The organism is Treponema sp. C6A8, from assembly GCF_000619925.1.
Classification (GTDB): domain Bacteria; phylum Spirochaetota; class Spirochaetia; order Treponematales; family Treponemataceae; genus Treponema_D.
This window is the reverse complement of record NZ_JHVB01000002.1, coordinates 57,960-74,263: the sequence shown is the minus strand read 5'-3', so window position 1 is coordinate 74,263 and position 16,304 is coordinate 57,960. Positions and strand designations below refer to the sequence as shown.

The 16,304-nt window shown below is 39.6% G+C and carries 13 protein-coding genes; 8 read left to right on the top strand and 5 right to left on the bottom strand.

Annotated elements, in window-relative coordinates:
* Positions 1-78 precede the first annotated feature (78 nt).
* Complete coding sequence (locus tag T530_RS0104090; RefSeq protein WP_027727927.1) at positions 79-1,977, bottom strand: hypothetical protein; 1,899 nt, start codon at positions 1,975-1,977, stop codon at positions 79-81.
* A gap of 63 nt (positions 1,978-2,040) precedes the next feature.
* Between T530_RS0104090 and T530_RS0104085 the strand changes: the two genes are divergently transcribed.
* Positions 2,041-4,791 carry a valine--tRNA ligase gene (locus T530_RS0104085; protein WP_027727926.1) on the top strand — a complete coding sequence of 917 codons (2,751 nt, stop codon included), beginning with the start codon at positions 2,041-2,043 and terminating at the stop codon, positions 4,789-4,791.
* Positions 4,792-4,834: 43 nt separating this feature from the next.
* Entirely contained in the window at positions 4,835-5,452 is a 618-nt protein-coding gene (locus tag T530_RS0104080; RefSeq protein ID WP_081773667.1) for a hypothetical protein, read from the top strand.
* Positions 5,453-5,479: 27 nt separating this feature from the next.
* Here the strand turns inward: T530_RS0104080 and T530_RS0104075 are convergent, their stop codons facing one another.
* Positions 5,480-7,771 (bottom strand): hypothetical protein, encoded by a 2,292-nt coding sequence (locus T530_RS0104075; RefSeq protein WP_027727924.1) that lies wholly within the window; start codon positions 7,769-7,771, stop codon positions 5,480-5,482.
* A gap of 13 nt (positions 7,772-7,784) precedes the next feature.
* Positions 7,785-8,300 (bottom strand): TIGR03546 family protein, encoded by a 516-nt coding sequence (locus T530_RS0104070; protein ID WP_027727923.1) that lies wholly within the window; start codon positions 8,298-8,300, stop codon positions 7,785-7,787.
* 241 nt (positions 8,301-8,541) lie between these two features.
* Here T530_RS0104070 and T530_RS13465 point away from each other — a divergent pair, with 241 nt between their 5' ends.
* The 6 genes from T530_RS13465 to T530_RS15290 all read left to right on the top strand — a co-directional run bounded on the left by T530_RS13465 (position 8,542) and on the right by T530_RS15290 (position 13,410).
* A complete protein-coding gene (locus T530_RS13465) occupies positions 8,542-9,342 on the top strand; it encodes an Rpn family recombination-promoting nuclease/putative transposase (RefSeq protein WP_051537814.1) in 801 nt (266 codons plus the stop codon).
* A gap of 617 nt (positions 9,343-9,959) precedes the next feature.
* Positions 9,960-10,172: a hypothetical protein gene (locus T530_RS13460; RefSeq protein WP_038073621.1), complete on the top strand. Its 213-nt coding sequence runs from the start codon at positions 9,960-9,962 to the stop codon at positions 10,170-10,172.
* A 274-nt stretch (positions 10,173-10,446) separates the two neighbouring features.
* Positions 10,447-10,851: a hypothetical protein gene (locus T530_RS13455; protein ID WP_051537813.1), complete on the top strand. Its 405-nt coding sequence runs from the start codon at positions 10,447-10,449 to the stop codon at positions 10,849-10,851.
* A gap of 242 nt (positions 10,852-11,093) precedes the next feature.
* Complete coding sequence (locus T530_RS13450) at positions 11,094-11,390, top strand: hypothetical protein (RefSeq protein WP_038073618.1); 297 nt, start codon at positions 11,094-11,096, stop codon at positions 11,388-11,390.
* A 337-nt stretch (positions 11,391-11,727) separates the two neighbouring features.
* Entirely contained in the window at positions 11,728-13,008 is a 1,281-nt protein-coding gene (locus T530_RS0104035) for a hypothetical protein (protein ID WP_027727922.1), read from the top strand.
* A gap of 276 nt (positions 13,009-13,284) precedes the next feature.
* The gene (locus T530_RS15290) at positions 13,285-13,410 is read left to right on the top strand and encodes a hypothetical protein (RefSeq protein WP_256380929.1); all 126 of its coding nucleotides are present in this window, start codon (positions 13,285-13,287) and stop codon (positions 13,408-13,410) included.
* Positions 13,411-13,646: 236 nt separating this feature from the next.
* Here T530_RS15290 and T530_RS13445 read toward each other — a convergent pair whose 3' ends face one another.
* Positions 13,647-14,552: a hypothetical protein gene (locus T530_RS13445; RefSeq protein WP_051537812.1), complete on the bottom strand. Its 906-nt coding sequence runs from the start codon at positions 14,550-14,552 to the stop codon at positions 13,647-13,649.
* Positions 14,553-14,802: 250 nt separating this feature from the next.
* Complete coding sequence (locus T530_RS0104020; RefSeq protein WP_027727921.1) at positions 14,803-16,185, bottom strand: hypothetical protein; 1,383 nt, start codon at positions 16,183-16,185, stop codon at positions 14,803-14,805.
* Positions 16,186-16,304: the final 119 nt, after the last annotated feature.

Here is a 16,304-nt window from a genome sequence, read left to right as displayed (position 1 = left end):
TTTGAAAAAAAAAGTGAGAAATTTAAGGAATTTTTGTGAGAATACTATACAAGTTGTCGAGAAAATAATCCCGGCAATCTATCTGTTAGAAATCAGTCTCAGCATATAAAGCGCAACATACTCTGTCAAAGCTTTATTGTTGCCAAGTTTCTGCATATTAGGCGCTGCAGTCAAAGTTTCAGCAAGATTTTTAATTCGTTCTTTTGTGAAAGTTGAATCAGAAAGCGTGCGTAAAATTTTTCGTGTGTAATCGCGGATAAGTGCGTTAACGTCTTCATTCAGCTGGTTGTAGGCATCTTTAGAAATGCGCTTGTTCCACTGTTTTTCAAGATAGTTTAATTCACGGTCAATAGTAGAACCTTCAGGAATCATATCCTGAGTAATATCTTTTGCTTTTGCAGAAAGCACTTCTGCGCGGCTTTTTTTGTTTGTGCGTGAAGGTTCTTCTTCCAGTTCATCAAATGGATTGCTGATTTCGTTCTTTCTGGCTTCCTTTTCCTGCTGTCTTTTACCTGAAGTAAAGAGGGCAAAAAGCCATGAAATAATAGGCATTGTGTAGTAAAAAGGAAGACGAGCCTTGGCGTTTGCAAGAATCTTTGCGTTTTTCAGCATCAATAAATCATGGTAAGGCAAAAGTTTTCCGTTTACAAAAAGTCTGAAGCCCTGTGGCATCTCAGATTCATCTGTATCAAAAGCCAGAAGGGTCATGAAGTTGGCGCTTAAAAGAGCGTGCAAAACCGGCGAGTTTGCTTCAACCATTTTATGAAGGGTATTTTCAAAATGACTTAAATTTGTCATTTCAGGAAGTTTTTCATGATCCATCAAAACGTTGAACCATTTTTCTTCCAGAGCGCGTTCAATAGAATCGTGACCTTCGTTACAAAGGCGAACTACAACATTAAGAACATTTTTCTTGTAAACAAAATATCGTGTGCCGGATGAAACCTTAAAAACAAGAAGCGGCGGCAATTCGTTTGCTTCACCTTCTGTTGTAAGACGCTGAAGGGTTTTCTTCAAATCTTCTTCTGTATAAATTCCGTACAAGTCCTGACCAGATTTATCCTTGAATTTAAGAATCTGATTCATAGAGAAGAAATACGGAGGCTTTCCAAGTGACGCTTCCAGTTCATTAAGGGCATCCCTTTTTTTCTTGTTATCCTGGAATTTAGACTTAAGGTATGAACTGTGGATTTCAGCAATCAGAACAGCCTGAAGAATATTTACATCATCAGTTGTTCTGTCCTGAATCTTAATGTAATCCTGCTTGATAAAGTACAAGAGCTGATTCCAGAAGTAGTAATCATCACCGTCAGCAAGCTGAGAAAAGTTATTTTCATTTGCATCTACAAATTTTGAATAGAAACCGCGGATAGGAACTTCCTTTGTCGGATTTGTAGAACGAAGCTTTTTCAAAAAGTAGTCGTGATATTCTTCCTTTTTCAAGATGCGGCGGATTTTCTGCTGTGCCGTCTCAATCAAAAGCTGCATCGAAATACATGAAGGCAAAATAAGCGGCGGAATTTCCTGTGAAAACTCCAGGAACAAAAGCTGGTTTGTTTTTGATGTATCTTTTTCTATTAAAGAAGGAATGTAAGAAGTTGCAGCTTTTCTTTCAATGGCAGTCAGCGGAAACTGTTTCGGTAAATCAGAAACAAGAGGATATGGTGTTGAATCATTTTTCAAAATCTCATTGAACTGAGCTGTATAACGCGCTACAAAAAAATTAAAAGCAACAATCATCTTTTTGTTGCCGTTTGTTGTTACGGCAACAAGGTGTTTTTCACTCAAGCCCTGAAGTTCAGCATTTATAGTGCCCGCAGTATCGCCCAGATATTTTACAAGTTCTCCCTGTTCTTCAACGTGGTGGTCTGCGTACTTTTTTATGTATGTACAGAATTCCTTAAAATCGATGAAGGGAGATTTTTGTTTATCAGCGTAATATTTGATTAATGCACTTAAATTTGCTGTGGTTGCCATATCATTGCTATTTTATATCAGATTAATTTACTTTACAACGGAAAATCACTATAATTTTTTACTATGAAAGCAATTGAATTGGAAAAGGCCTACGAGCCAAAGTCATTTGAAGACAGAATTTATAACGAATGGGAAACAAAAGGCTATTTTAAGCCAGCCAGCGATGAAGCTTCCCCTGTACATGCACAGTACAAATGTCAGTGCGAAGATTGTAACAAGAAAACAAACACATATTCAGTCGTGATTCCACCTCCAAACGTAACAGGCGTTCTTCACATGGGACACGGACTTAACAATACTCTTCAGGATATCGTTGTACGCTATCACCGTATGAAGGGCGATAATACCCTCTGGCTCACTGGAACTGACCACGCCGGAATTGCAACTCAGAACGTTGTTGAACGCCAGCTGAAAAAAGAAGGTCTTACCCGTAACGACCTTGGACGCGAAAAATTCCTTGAACGAACCTGGAAGGTAAAAGAAGACCACCACAACACAATCGTAAAACAGCAGAGAAAACTCGGAAACTCTACAGACTGGGAACGCGAGCGCTTTACTTATGACGAAGGTTTGTCTGCCGCAGTTCGCGATGTTTTCGTAACTCTTTATGAGCGCGGACTTATGTACCGCGGAAAGCGTCTTGTAAACTGGTGTCCCCGCTGTGGTACTGCCCTTGCTGATGATGAAGTAGACCACGAAGATACACAGGGCGCAATGTATCACCTTTATTATGAATATGCAGACGGAAGCGGAAAGATTGAAGTTGCTACAACTCGTCCTGAAACTTTCTTTGGTGATACTGCCGTTGCCGTAAACCCGACTGATGAACGCTATACAGCTCTTGTTGGAAAGAAGCTTAAGCTCCCTCTCACAGGAAAAGAAATTCCTATCATTGCTGATGATTATGTTGATAAGGAATTCGGAACCGGTATGGTAAAAATCACTCCGGCTCACGACCCTAACGACTGGGAAGTTGGTAAACGCCACAATCTTGAAGTAATCAATCTTCTTACTCCGGACGGACGCCTGAACGAAAACGTTCCTGAAAAATACCGCGGACTCAAACCGGAAGCTGCCCGCAAGCTCGTAATTGAAGATCTTGAAGCAGCCGGCCTTTTCAAGGGTGAAGAAAAAATGGTTCACTCTGTAGGTCACTGTTACCGCTGTAAAACTGTAGTTGAGCCTTATTTGAGTGACCAGTGGTTTGTAAAAATGAAGCCAATGGCAGACAAGGCTCTTGCCGCATGGAAAAAGGGTGAAATTCAGTTCTTCCCTCAGAAATGGGAAAATACATATTCACACTGGCTGGAAAACATCCGCGACTGGTGTGTAAGCCGCCAGATCTGGTGGGGTCACCGCATCCCGGCCTGGTACTGCCAGAAGTGTGGAGAAGTAATTGTAAGCCGCGAAGACCCTTGCAAGTGTCCGAAATGTGGAGCAGGGGCTTCAGACCTTAAACAGGATGAAGACGTACTCGATACCTGGTTCAGCTCTTGGCTCTGGCCTTTCTCAACTTTGGGATGGCCTGAAAATACTCCAGACCTTGCAACCTTCTATCCAACAACTGCTCTTGTAACTGCCTACGATATCATCTTCTTCTGGGTTAGCCGTATGATTATGGCTGGTCTTGAATTTACAGGAAAAGCTCCTTTCCATGATATTTACATTCACGGTCTTGTACGCGATAAGCAGGGACGCAAAATGTCTAAGTCTCTTGGCAACGGTATGGACCCTCTTGAAATCATCGATATGTACGGTGCCGATGCCCTTAAGTTCACTCTTGGCTTTATGTGCGCTCAGGGACAGGATATTCTTATTGATAAAGATTCTTTCAAACTGGGTTCACGCTTCTGTAATAAAGTTTGGAACGCAAGCCGCTATCTTCTTGGTAACCTTGAAGGCCGCAATCTGGTTCCTGTTACAGACGCAGACCTTACAGAACTGGACAAGTGGATTTACAGCCGCCTCAACTATGCTGCAAAAACTGCCCGCGAAGCTCTTGATACATACCGCTACAACGACGCAGCTTCTGCTCTTATGGAATACTTCTGGAATGAATTCTGCGACTGGTACGTTGAAGCTACAAAAATCAACTTTAAGAATGGTGATGATAAGGAAAAAGACCGCCAGGCTTCTGTTCTTATGAATATTCTGGAAGAAAACCTTCGTCTTTTGCACCCATATCTTCCATTTGTTACAGAAGAAATTTACGGAAAACTTCCTCTTTCTGAAATTGCTGCTAACCGCAAGTCTGCAGGAAATCAGAAAGTTGCATCAAACAGCGAATATGCAGGAATGCTCATCAATGCGCCTTATCCTGAATATACAAAAGACCGCGAAAATGCAGAAATTGAAGCCCGCTTTGAGGTTCTTAAGGAACTTATCGGTAAAACCCGTGCACTCCGCGTAGACTGCGGAATTGACCCTGCTTCAAAAATCAATATTGCTATTTTGATTGAAAAGGGTTCTGCTGCCGAAGTTTGCCGCGAAAAAGTTGAAATGATTCAGCTCTTGGCCGGCGTTGCAAAAGTAGACTTTGTTGAAGCAAAACCTGCATCTTCAATTGGTACAGTAGGAAAAGGCTTTGAGTCTTTCATCCTGGTTGATGAAAATATCAACAAGGAACAGCTTATTGCCCGCTTCCAGAAGACAATTGAAAAAGAAGAGGGCTTTGCCCGCATGAGCCAGAACAAGCTCAACGGAAACTTTGCTAAGCACGCGCCTGCAAATCTTGTAGAAGAAGAAAAGGCCCGCCTTGCAGAAAGCGAACGAAAAATTGCAACTTTACAAAGCTATATTGCTGACTTAAAATAGGTAGCATACGGGAGACAGGACGATGGCTAAACAGAAATACGAAATGCGAATTGACCGCTCAAAAGACATGGATCCTGAGCACATGCAGCAGCTCAAAGACATTGTTCTTGCTCCTTACATGCAGCTTGCCACCGGCCTGATTGGTAAAGCCCGTCATGCCGGCGGTAATATGTTCCGTCACCAGATGGACACTCTTTCCATCCTTATTGACTACGGCTACATTGACTCAATTCTGCTTAAAGCCAGCGTGGTCCACGACACAGTAGAAGATATTCCAAATTTTGACCGCAATCTGATTATTAATTGTGACGAAGAAGGGCAGACTGTCCTGAACCTGGTTTTGGAAGTTACCCGTCGTGATGATGAAGATAAGCGCCAGTTCCTTCGCCGCATTCTTGATACCGGAAGCCAGAAGGCAAAAATACTGAAATGTGCTGACCGAATCAGCAATATGATTTCGCTCGGTTACGTTACAGACCCTAAATTCATCGAACGCTACTGCGATGAAACAGAATTTTTCCTTTTACCGATGGCGCTTGAAATTGACTACAATATGTATCAGGAACTTATTAGCCTGATTATGACCCGCCGCCGCTACCTTGAAGACGGCGGATACTTTGATAACCGCAAAAAAGAATCAACACCGCCAATTTCCGGCTAGTGTCATTACTGGGCTTGACCCGATAATCTAAAATCCGAACCCTTTCAGCAGGTTTTTCGCCTGATTTTCAGCTTCTTTTCTTACTGCTTCTTCGGTTTCTTTCTTTAATCTTTCGGCTTCAGCTCTGGCTTTTTCTTCAGCTTCTGCTTTTGCCTTTGCAAGTTCAGCTTCTGCCTGCTTTTTAGCTCTGTCAGCAGCGCCGTTTACAAAATTTTCCATTTCCTTTTTCTTGCTTTCCATCTGCTTTTTCAAGCCCTGAGCCATTTTATCAGAATCTTTAATGCGCTTTTCTATATCAGAAAATTCCGAAATCTTGTCTGTGGCAATTCCAGTTTTTTCAGAAAGCAGCTGAGTTACCATCTGGCGGCTCTGTTCTGTAATCTTGATGATTTCTTTATTGAATGTATTTGTAAAGGCCCTCTGGAAAACGTCGCCGGCATCAGTTTTCAAATCAAGAGCAAGACCATCTTCTTCATTCCATTTGTAATTGAATCTGACGCGCATTGTTTTTACAGAATCCAGAGTCGACTTGTAAATGTCGTAAACGGCTTTTGGCTCAAATGAAGGAGAAAGAATCTGAATCACATTCAAATCAAGAATCCCCTCTCCACGAACGCCTTCCTGTAAATCATCAATAACAATAGTACAGTTGACTGCTGACTTGGACTTCATGCCGTAAGAGTCGATTACTACGTCGGAAGGAAGATTTTTTCCTGCGTAAGTGGCATTTACAAAAGAGTTTTCACTTTCTGAGCGGGCATCAATAACTGCGTGAAGCTTGTTTTCTGTTCCAGAAAGAGCAAGCGCCGCCTCCAGCAAAGATTCACTTCCCCGCTTATCAGCATCGCTAGAAAATTCCTGTGCATTCAGGCTCCAGCCGTCACCAGAACCGTATGCCTTTTCAAGAAGGAATTTTGGAACTCGGTCTTTTTTATAATAAACGTAGCGGCCGCCGGCACGCTGGGCAATTCGCTTTTTCAACTTAAGTTTTTTCGCCTTCTGCTTATCGCTGTTTTTCTTTGCTGCAGAAGCATCGTGCTTTGCCTTAAGTTCCAGCGCCTTGTTGATGTAGCCGCGGGCCTTTGGAGAATACTGATCTGCCATTCCGTAAACAAAGGCCGTAATCATATCATTGAAAACATTTTTTACGCCCTTGTCTTTGAGTGTAGTAAACTTACTGATTTCAGCATCCAGAAGTTTTTTATCTGAATCAATTGCCTTCTGAATATCATCAGAAAGAGATTTGACTTTTGCAGAATCTTTTTCCACGTCATTTACGAGAGATTTTGTTTTGGACGTGATTTCGTTACCCGTATTAATAGAAGAATTTACAAGTTCAATCATTTCCTTGATTTTTGAAGGATCAGAAAGCTTTGAATAATCAAATTTCTGAACATCTTCAGCAAGTGCCTGCATCTGCTTAACAGATTCTTCTATTTTAGCAGGTTCATTCTGCCATTTTTCAACAAGCTCTTCCGCTGTTTTCTGAGCATTCTGAGCCACCACCGGCGATTTCAGATTTTCCTGCATGTTGCTCATGATGTTTTCAGGATTATAATCGGCAAACATAGAGTTCAGAGTATTCTGAGTTTTTGCCATCAAATCATTCTTTTTGGCAGGAGCCGCTGTTCCTTTTTTGGCTGCCTTCACAGCTTCCTTTTCGGCCGTTTTTTCCTGCTGCTTCTTCAGTTTTTCTACCTTTTTAAGCTTTCCTGATTTTTTACGGTCGGTATTAAAAAGAACTTCTCCAATCGTAAGGTTTTCAATATCAACTTTTCCGCGCAGGGCTTCAGTAAGATTAAAATCAAAAGTAAGGTCAGCAATCTGAAAGAGATTTTTCATTTCATCATCGCTGCTAGCCTGTTCCAGATTTTTTACTTCAAGCTTAGCGTCCAGAATTTTCAGATGAACAGATGCAATGTCGGTTTTTGCGCCAAAGGCCGACTGCATTGCGCTTGTGATAGCTTTTTTTACGGCGACATCCTTAAAGAGAATTACGCCCAGTACAAGAGCCGCAATGAAAATTCCAACTGCCGCAAAGGGCACAAGCTTAAAGCCCGCTTTATTCTTTTTGATTTCCTTTGCAAGTGTTTTTAGTCTCTTTAATTCTTTTTTCTCAATCTGTCCGGATGTGTCTGCCTTCAAGAATCCGGGCTTGCTTTCATCATCCTTAAAAAGATTTTTTATGTATTCGATATCAGCCGGAACATATAGCTTTTTCAGAAGTTTCTTTTCAAGACTTTTTTCAGTGTAGCGTTTCTTAAAAAGCCCCGGTATTTTTTTTGCTTTTACAAGTTTTACTTTTTTTTCTTTTTTCATTCTTTTCTCCGATTTACATTAATTCCAAAGATGCTTCGCGGAATTTTCCAACAATTGGTAATTTATAGAAGAAAGTACCGATTTTGCTGTTGTTAAAAGCCGTAGTAATTTTTGTTCGCCAGATTTTAATAAAGAAGATGAGAACCACGAAAAGCGGAATATAAATTATCAGGCTGAAAACAAAAGCCCCGCAGACAACCGTATTATTGAATTTCGTGAAGCCAACAAATGGAATGTCGATTAAGGTTGCAAAAAGAGGCGAGAGTCTCCCGCTTGTAAGCACCGAATATCCCAGGGAATCAAAAAATCCGTCTGCCAGCGGCGCCACAAAGGACATCAAAAGCGTTACAAAAAAATAAGCCGTCTTGTTTATTCTGACAAAACAGAAAAATACAAAAAGCAGATACCACAAAAGATTATTTTTAGGTACAAATCCCAGCATTACCCCCATGCAAACCGCATTTGCTACTTCGCCAGGCTTAGAATTCGAATTTAAAATTTTGAAGAGAGAAATAATTTTTTTTATCATGTTTTCTATTATAGCGTCCGCTTTCCCGTATAGTCAAACTTAAAAAAAGCGGGAAACTTTTTAAGTTTTTTTCAAGAATTTTTGTCAAAACTGGAAAGGCCGTAATTTACTCTACAGTTGTAAGTGCAATTAACCTTTCCTGCTTAAATTTTTTCAAAATTTAAGCGTAAAATTTTGTCAAAATTTGACAAGCGTGGAAAGTATATAAATGAGAAATTTATTTCAAAAGAAGAGGTATTAAATGTCAGAAATTAAACCAATCGAAGAACTGGAATACAGTGATGATTTTATGTTTAATCAGGTGATGCAGGATGATAAAATCTGTATAGGCGTTTTGGAACGTCTGCTCAAAATCAAAATTGACCACATTGAACGAGTGGAACTGGAAAAGAAAATTAAACCTTACTACCAGTCAAAAGGTATAAGGCTTGATGTTTATGTTAAAGACAGTAACAGAGTGTTTGATTTAGATATGCAGAGCCAGAATAAAGATGATTTACCACGACGACTTCGTTACTATCAGTCAATGGTAGATGCAAATGCACTTATGAAAGGTGAAAAATATAAAAATCTGAAAGACAGTTATATAGTCTTTATCTGCAAGCATGACCCAGTGGGGAAAAATCTCCCCGTGTACAGCTATCTTGAAACCTGTCAGGAAGATAATAATATTCTTCTGGGCGACGGTGCTCATAAATTCTTTTTTAATGCAGAGGCCGCAGACCAGGAAAAAGATGTTGAAATCAGAACATTTCTGAATTATATTAAAAATGGAACGGCTGGTGATTCTTTTACAAAAGAAATTGACAGCGCAGTTAAAACTGTAAAACAAAAAGAAGCCGTCAAGGAGCTTTATATGTTTGAATCTTTAGCAATTCAAGATGCCATGGATGAAGGTGAACGCAGAAAATCTGTTGAAGCAGCCCGTGCCTTTTATGAAAACGGAGTTTCTATCGAGCTTATCGCCAAATCATTAAAAATGACCGAAGAGAAGGTAAAAGAAATTGTTTCTGTTCCTGTAGAAGAACCTTCTCATATCTAAACTTTACTATTTTTCAGGCGGGACAAAACTCCCAGTCGCGTTCTGCACTTCACTGGCGCTCACCGTCCTCGGCTGAAACAAGTTCAGCCTGCGGTCGGCTGCTTCGCAGGTGCTTCATGCTCCCGCCTGCTGCCACCTTCCAGTTACCAGTCAGCCCGTCCTAACGAATAATTCAGAAAGAATATTTTTTTATTTATATGATAATAAATAATTATACTTTACGTATATAACTTCTAAACTGTATTGTAATAATAAATTGATTATGTTAGAATTAAAAATGGCACTTCGAAGTTAATGGCGGTTTTGCCTCCAAGCTCAAACCGGGGTTACCGGAATAATTGATTTGGAGGCTAAGCAGATGACGATTTACGAAAAACTTTCGTTGGCAATTAATTTTGCTATTCTGATTCTTGAATTACTTAGTTACCTCCGCAAACGCAGAGACAGAATTGAGTAAAAAATAAGACCGCCACAGCATTGAACCCTCGTGGCGGTCTTTAACCAAAAACGGAGGCAAGACGCATAACTGCGAAGTGCCTTACTATTTAAATATACCATACCTTGCTCTCTAAGACAAGGATAATTATCTTGATAGAAAGACCCGGAAGGTAATTAATATGCTTTGTGCCAAATATGATTACAAAACCGATATCGCCGTTCAGCGTGAAGAGGCCTTTGAAGAAGGTCAGGAAAAGAAAGCGATTGAAGCCGCCCGTGCCTTGTATGAAAATGGCGTTTCAATAGAGCTTATCGCCAAATCATTAAAAATGACCGAAGAGAAGGTAAAAGAAATTGTTTCTGTTCCTGTAGAAGAAGCTTCCCGTATCTAAATTTTACCATTTTGCAGGCGGGACAAAACACCCAGTCGCGTTCCGCCACTTGCTGCCACGCGGCCCTTCGGGCTGCCTCCGGCATGGCTCCATGCTCCTGCCCGCTGCCACCTTCCAGTTACCCATCATCCTGACCTGACGTATAGTCATTTCACAATATTTTCTCAAAATTTCAAAACCTTTTTTTCGTATTTTTTGTCAAAACTCCATTATCTGAGGGAATTTATAGTTAAGGAAAAATAATTCCAAACTATAAATCAACAGGAGTTTTTTAATGGAAACGCAAAACCTAACAATCAATGAAAATCAGATTGATGCAAAGCCTAACCGTAATCACAAGGACTCATTGTTCCGTTTCATTTTTAGCGGTGAAGATGACAGGAGCAAGCGCTGGCTTCTTTCTCTTTACAATGCCTTGAATGATACGAACTACACAGACATCAATGAACTCAAAATCACCACTCTGGAGAACGCTCTCTTTCTTGAGGTAAAGGAAGACTTGTCATTTCTTATTGATTCTGAAATGAATCTTTTTGAACATCAAAGTTCCGTCAATCCAAATATGCTTCATATCGGGAATCCGTTAAGAAAAATTGTGCGACAGCGCAATTTTTTAGGATTATCAAGAAAACAGCTCGGAGCGAGACTTGCGAGCGACGGCCGATATTTGAAAATTTGACAGTCCTCGCATAGTCTCAGACTGAGCTATATACACGATGAAGCTAAACAAAAGCACTGCCGTATTTGTGTTTTTTAACGCTTCTTCGATTATTGGCTTGGACTTGTACAGTATTAAACATAAATGCAGGTCGTAATCCTGCACTTCAAAAAAGATGCAAAGCGTTGTATGATTATAGTAGTTTCATAGCAAATGTTCGGAAAAGAATTCTTGATGACCATCAAGATCCAAATGAAGCAATTATGGCTGCTGTTGATGATGCAATAAATGACAGACTTCTTGATGATTTATTCAAAGAACAAAAACAGGGGGTTTTAGGTAAAATGTTTGAAGAATTTGACCGCGAAATATACGAAAAAACAATTCGTAACGAAGGTCGCGAAGAAGGCGCCCAGCAGAAAGCAATTGAAGCTGCAAAAAATCTTCTAAGACTGAATACTCTTTCCTTTGAACAGATTGCAGATTCTTTAGGGCTTCCTGTAGAAACCGTTGAAGAAATTGCTAAAAATCAAACACATGTTCTTTCTTCATCTCAATAACTACCGTTCGTTATCCATTCAACACGCCGTTTTTACGGGAATAATTCCAAAGGTAAAAGCGGCGCTTTTATTTTCGCTTTGGCACCTTCCTGCAACCGATTTCCTGCGAAATGCAACCGATTGCCTGCCCTAATTTACCGCTAAGCCACCCCCAGTTTAACGCAAAATGAAATATAACAGAACTTTCTTTGAAAAGTTACAAAAACTGAATGAATTTTTAATTATTTTTCTTGACTTGCCATTTTGGCTGTGCTACCATTTTAAACATAAAAAGGTATCAAATAAAAAAAAGTCGTTGACTCTTTTGAGGCCTAAAAAAAAAGGAGGATTTTTTCAAATGAAAAAAATCGTTGGAATTATGGCAGCTGCTGCTTTGGCAACATCTGCTTTCGCTGAAATCAATATCAGTTCTTGGAATCGTCAGGATGTTATTCCATTCAACTTCGTAAATGATGATGGCATCAACTCATACGGTGGTACTAACTGGACAAAAGCTAGTGAAAACCCAATGGGAAAAAATGGTCTTTCATTCTCTGCTTCTTCAGAAAATGCTGGTTTCGCTTTGGATTTAGCTTACTGCAACTCTGGTTTGGATCGCGGTGATAACGCTTACGCGTGGGTAAAACCTGTAGAAATGCTTAAGCTTTCTTTCGGTCGTATTGATTACAACAAGGGAAAACAGGCTCACTGCTATGGTCATTATGATCACGCATGGCGTTTCCAGGGAGATAACTTCAAGGATCTTGGTGATGGTTTGGCTATTGGTGGACGTGCTGCAAGAGGTTTCGTTGTAGAACTTACTCCAGTTGAAGGTCTTTGGATTGATGCATCTTGTGACGTACAGCAGGATGACCGCGCATACAAAACATTCTGGTCAAACGCTTCTTATGGAATCGGATATGACAAAGAAGGTCTTGGTAGCTTCCGTGTAGTTGTATTCGGAAAAGACGGTAGTGCTACAGCTACTACACAGAACAAAAAATTCGATGATGTTTCAGTGACAAATCTTAATGGTAATAATGCAGGTCCTTATGCAGTTATCGCAGCAGCAGCTGATATCACTGCAGTAGAAAACTTGTTCATGACATTCGGTGTTTCTGTTCCTACTTCTTTTGGTAAATATGGTACACTTGATTTATCTGATACATCAGCTTTGAAAGCAACTCAGGCTGATACATTCCGTGCATCAGCTGCAGCAAGTTATAAACTTGACCCAGTAACATTCCACGCTGTTTTGGATACAAAATTTGGAATCCTTTCAGCTATTGAAGGTTCTAGAACTAGTGTTGACTTCAAATACAACGGATTTGGTTATGCAGCAGGTGTAGGTGCAGATGTTGTTCTTACAGATATGTTAACATTGATTACAGATGTTCGCTTCTGCAATGCTGAATATGTTGGTGCAACAGGTACTTTAACAAAAGAAAATGCTTCAGATAAAGAGTACAAAATGGGCTTCAACCGCGGTAAATTCGGTGGTTACATAGGTCTCTGCCAGCAGCTTACAAATGCTAAATTCGACTTCGGTGTTGAATGCGGTGTAAACCAGACAATCGTTGGAGCTGAGACAAACGACTTTACAGTTGCTATCCCACTTCAGATTCAGGTTGAGTTCTAATCCTAATTTAGAAACTACTTAATCTACCACAGGCGGTTCCCTCCCGGGCACCGCCTGCTTTTTTTATTATGTATTATATTTTAGAAAAACGTTACAAAACTATATAAAATATCTCAGAAAAACGTTACATTTGCCTGATCCTATTTTTTATTGACAATTACTGTAATTCATGTAAAAATAAAAATGTAATCAGTAGATTACATGGGCCGGTCGTAAGATCTGGGTCCACCGAAAGGCGGGGAATTACCCCGCTATTTTTTTTGGGGAGAAACAGCTTTGCAGAAGAAGATTTTAAGCATCTTTATTGATGAATCAGGAGACTTCGGTGCTTATGATTTTCATTCTCCTCGTGATTTTAAGAAAAATATATATAAATACATTGAACAGAAAAAACTTCAATAATATATTTTCTATGAATATAAAATATATTCCGTATTGGGCATAATTTAAGTTTCAGTAAGTTTCACTTATTATCTAAAAAATACTTTATATTTACTGAATTTTACTCTTTTTCATATTTTTTAAATCAGTCATATGAAACCTCAAGTTCATCTTCATGAGAATATTTTGTCATCACAACAAGGTAACCCTTATTCCACTTAACAACGCGGTACTCGAGATGTACCGCCTGTGGTATTTTATTTATTCAAAGCTTCTAACACCTTATCTAAAGGAGCCTTCATTTCTTCTGCGGCTGTTTCAGGAGTGGCATTATACTTCTTTATCAACAAAACTGCATCTTCTACAGCTTTTTCTTCTATACCTTCTTGTTTGCCCTCTTCGCGACGGCAGTTGTCGTATAATTCCTGGTCAAATTCTGTTAAACTCACTGCTGTAACCTCCGCTTTATGTTCCCTGAAAAAGCCGTCTAACAGGTTCTGATTAATCGCATAGTCTACGGCTGCTTTTACTGCCTGTTCCAGTGAAAGATTATTACTTATACCTTCACGAACTTTTGCAATAAATACACTATAATCATACAATGGTTTGCATTTTTTTTGAAGTAATTTATTATGACCGAAGTTTACATTAACTGCAGTAGCCGTCCACTCAAACTCTAAAGATTTATCTTCTTTTATAAACATATCTGAAAGCCGAAACTTTTTGATATCGTCCTGTTTTTTTGAACCATTGTAAAAAACAACATAATGAGGATTTGGTATTTTTACAATTGTTTCTCCGAATAAATCGGTTTTCTGTCGTGCAACCCAAACCTGATATAATTGCGAAAAGTAATGTAAACCTCTTAAAGGCATATTAGGATTCACAGAAGACTGATGTTCATAAAGGTGGATTTCGGAATCAATTAGAAAAGACAAATCATTTTTCATTGTGATGAACACAGCGTTTTCAATGGTTGTAATTTCAATGTCATTAATATTTGTGTGTTCAGTGTTATTCAGTGCATTGTACAATGAGAGCAGCCATGTTTTACTGCGTTCATCTTTACCGCCAAAAATAAGCCTGAACAGTCTGTCCTTAACCTTACGGTTTGCATTAAGATGGATTTCATTTGGAAGTGTTTGTGATTTAGTTTCTTTCATTTTAACCTCGAAAAGTATTTTTATAGATAAAATTTCCTACATATATACTTTCCAAGATATTCAAATTTTGACAAAAATTTTGAAAAAAAACTTCGATTTTAGATAAAATTTTTAGCATAAATCTATAAAGTGTACCAGTCTGTACCAGTCAATAAAAGTGGGCGAAAAATATTTTCGTTAAAAAAAACAGGCGGTGCCCGCGAAGGTACCGCCTGTGGTAGATTTAGATTAAACTAATCTGTTGTTTAGATTAGAGACCAACCTGAATCTGGAGTGGGATAGCAACTGTGAAGCTGTTGTCCAAAGCCTGGATTACAGTCTTGTTGCAACCGAATTCAACACCAACGTCGAAGAAACCGTTTGTAAGTGCCTGGCAGAGACCTACGTAAGCACCGAACTTACCGCGGTTGTAAACAGCGTCATAAGAACCGTCATCATTTGCTTTTACACCTGCAACTCCCTGATATACATCGTTAGAGAAGCGGCAGTCTGTAATCAAAGAAAGGCTGTCTGTGAATGCAACATCAACACCAAGACCTACAGCATAACCAAAACCACTGTTTTTATAATCACCTGCAGTATCATCATCGTTACGTTTATCCTGTCCAGAAATTACACCAATTTTTGAATCAAAGAAACCGTGGAATGTAAGCATATCCAATGTGTAGTTAGCACCAATAGAAGCCTTGATTGCTTCATTTTCATAATTTCCAGCTTCATCAACAGCATAATAAGTTGTACCACCTACTGCTGCTTCGCTTTCTGTGCGAGTATAAAGTGCGTTTCCATCAGTATCAAATGTACCTGTAGGGGTATAATTATATTTAGCATCTTTAGCACCTAACTTTACTTCCTTATACTTAGTTTCCTTAACTGAATATGCATTACCAAATGTTGTTGGAACACTAGCACCAACTGTCAAGAAAAGGCCTTCTACAGGTGTAATATCTGCAGCAGCCTGAATAACAGCATGACAACCTACATTTTTGCCATCCTTTGTTTTCTGACCATCACCGTCTTTTCCGATTACAATGGCACGAATCTTTGCAACATCAGGAATGTTGTATCCTACACCGAAAGAAGCTCCATTCCAAAGAGTTTTGTACGCTTTGTCAGCTTTTACACTTGCAGCATAGTCAAACCAAAGGTTATCGATTGGGTTCAAGTTAATAACGAAACCGTCTACCCCACGTCCGTCTACTGAGAATCCACCTTCACCCTGGTTAAGTCCCTGAAGACGCCATGTGTGAGCGAAAGTACCGTATGCGAGTTCCTGACGGCCATTGTTATAGTCTACCTTACCGAATGTAAGTTTGAGCATATCAACTGGTTTTACCCAGAGGTTAGCGTTATCACCAACACCGAGTGATGAACCTGCATATTGGATATCCAATGCCATACCTGCATTTTCTGTAGAACCAGAGAAAGAAACACCGTCTTTTCCTACTTTTCCGCCAGCTGCACCATCCCAGTTTGCACCAGCACCTGAGAGAACTTCTTTATCACCAGCAGCGTTTTCACCAGCAAAGTTCAAAGGAATAACGTCCATGCGTCCCCATGAGCTTACATTGATTTCAGCAAATGCAGATGTTGCCAAAGCAGCAGCTGCCATAATTCCAACGATTTTTTTCATTTGAAAAAATCCTCCTTTTTTTTTAGAGGATGACAGCTTAAAAAGTAGACACATTTACCCGTTGTATCTTGAGAATTTTGGGTGCTATCTTGAGAAAATTACAAAATTTACAATTCAAA

Coding starts and splice junctions, on each gene's coding strand:
- T530_RS0104090 (WP_027727927.1), bottom strand. CDS start 1,977: ATGGCAACCACAGCAAATTTAAGTGCATTAATCAAATATTACGCTGAT.
- T530_RS0104085 (WP_027727926.1), top strand. CDS start 2,041: ATGAAAGCAATTGAATTGGAAAAGGCCTACGAGCCAAAGTCATTTGAA.
- T530_RS0104080 (WP_081773667.1), top strand. CDS start 4,835: ATGCGAATTGACCGCTCAAAAGACATGGATCCTGAGCACATGCAGCAG.
- T530_RS0104075 (WP_027727924.1), bottom strand. CDS start 7,771: ATGAAAAAAGAAAAAAAAGTAAAACTTGTAAAAGCAAAAAAAATACCG.
- T530_RS0104070 (WP_027727923.1), bottom strand. CDS start 8,300: ATGATAAAAAAAATTATTTCTCTCTTCAAAATTTTAAATTCGAATTCT.
- T530_RS13465 (WP_051537814.1), top strand. CDS start 8,542: ATGTCAGAAATTAAACCAATCGAAGAACTGGAATACAGTGATGATTTT.
- T530_RS13460 (WP_038073621.1), top strand. CDS start 9,960: ATGCTTTGTGCCAAATATGATTACAAAACCGATATCGCCGTTCAGCGT.
- T530_RS13455 (WP_051537813.1), top strand. CDS start 10,447: ATGGAAACGCAAAACCTAACAATCAATGAAAATCAGATTGATGCAAAG.
- T530_RS13450 (WP_038073618.1), top strand. CDS start 11,094: ATGGCTGCTGTTGATGATGCAATAAATGACAGACTTCTTGATGATTTA.
- T530_RS0104035 (WP_027727922.1), top strand. CDS start 11,728: ATGAAAAAAATCGTTGGAATTATGGCAGCTGCTGCTTTGGCAACATCT.
- T530_RS13445 (WP_051537812.1), bottom strand. CDS start 14,552: ATGAAAGAAACTAAATCACAAACACTTCCAAATGAAATCCATCTTAAT.
- T530_RS0104020 (WP_027727921.1), bottom strand. CDS start 16,185: ATGAAAAAAATCGTTGGAATTATGGCAGCTGCTGCTTTGGCAACATCT.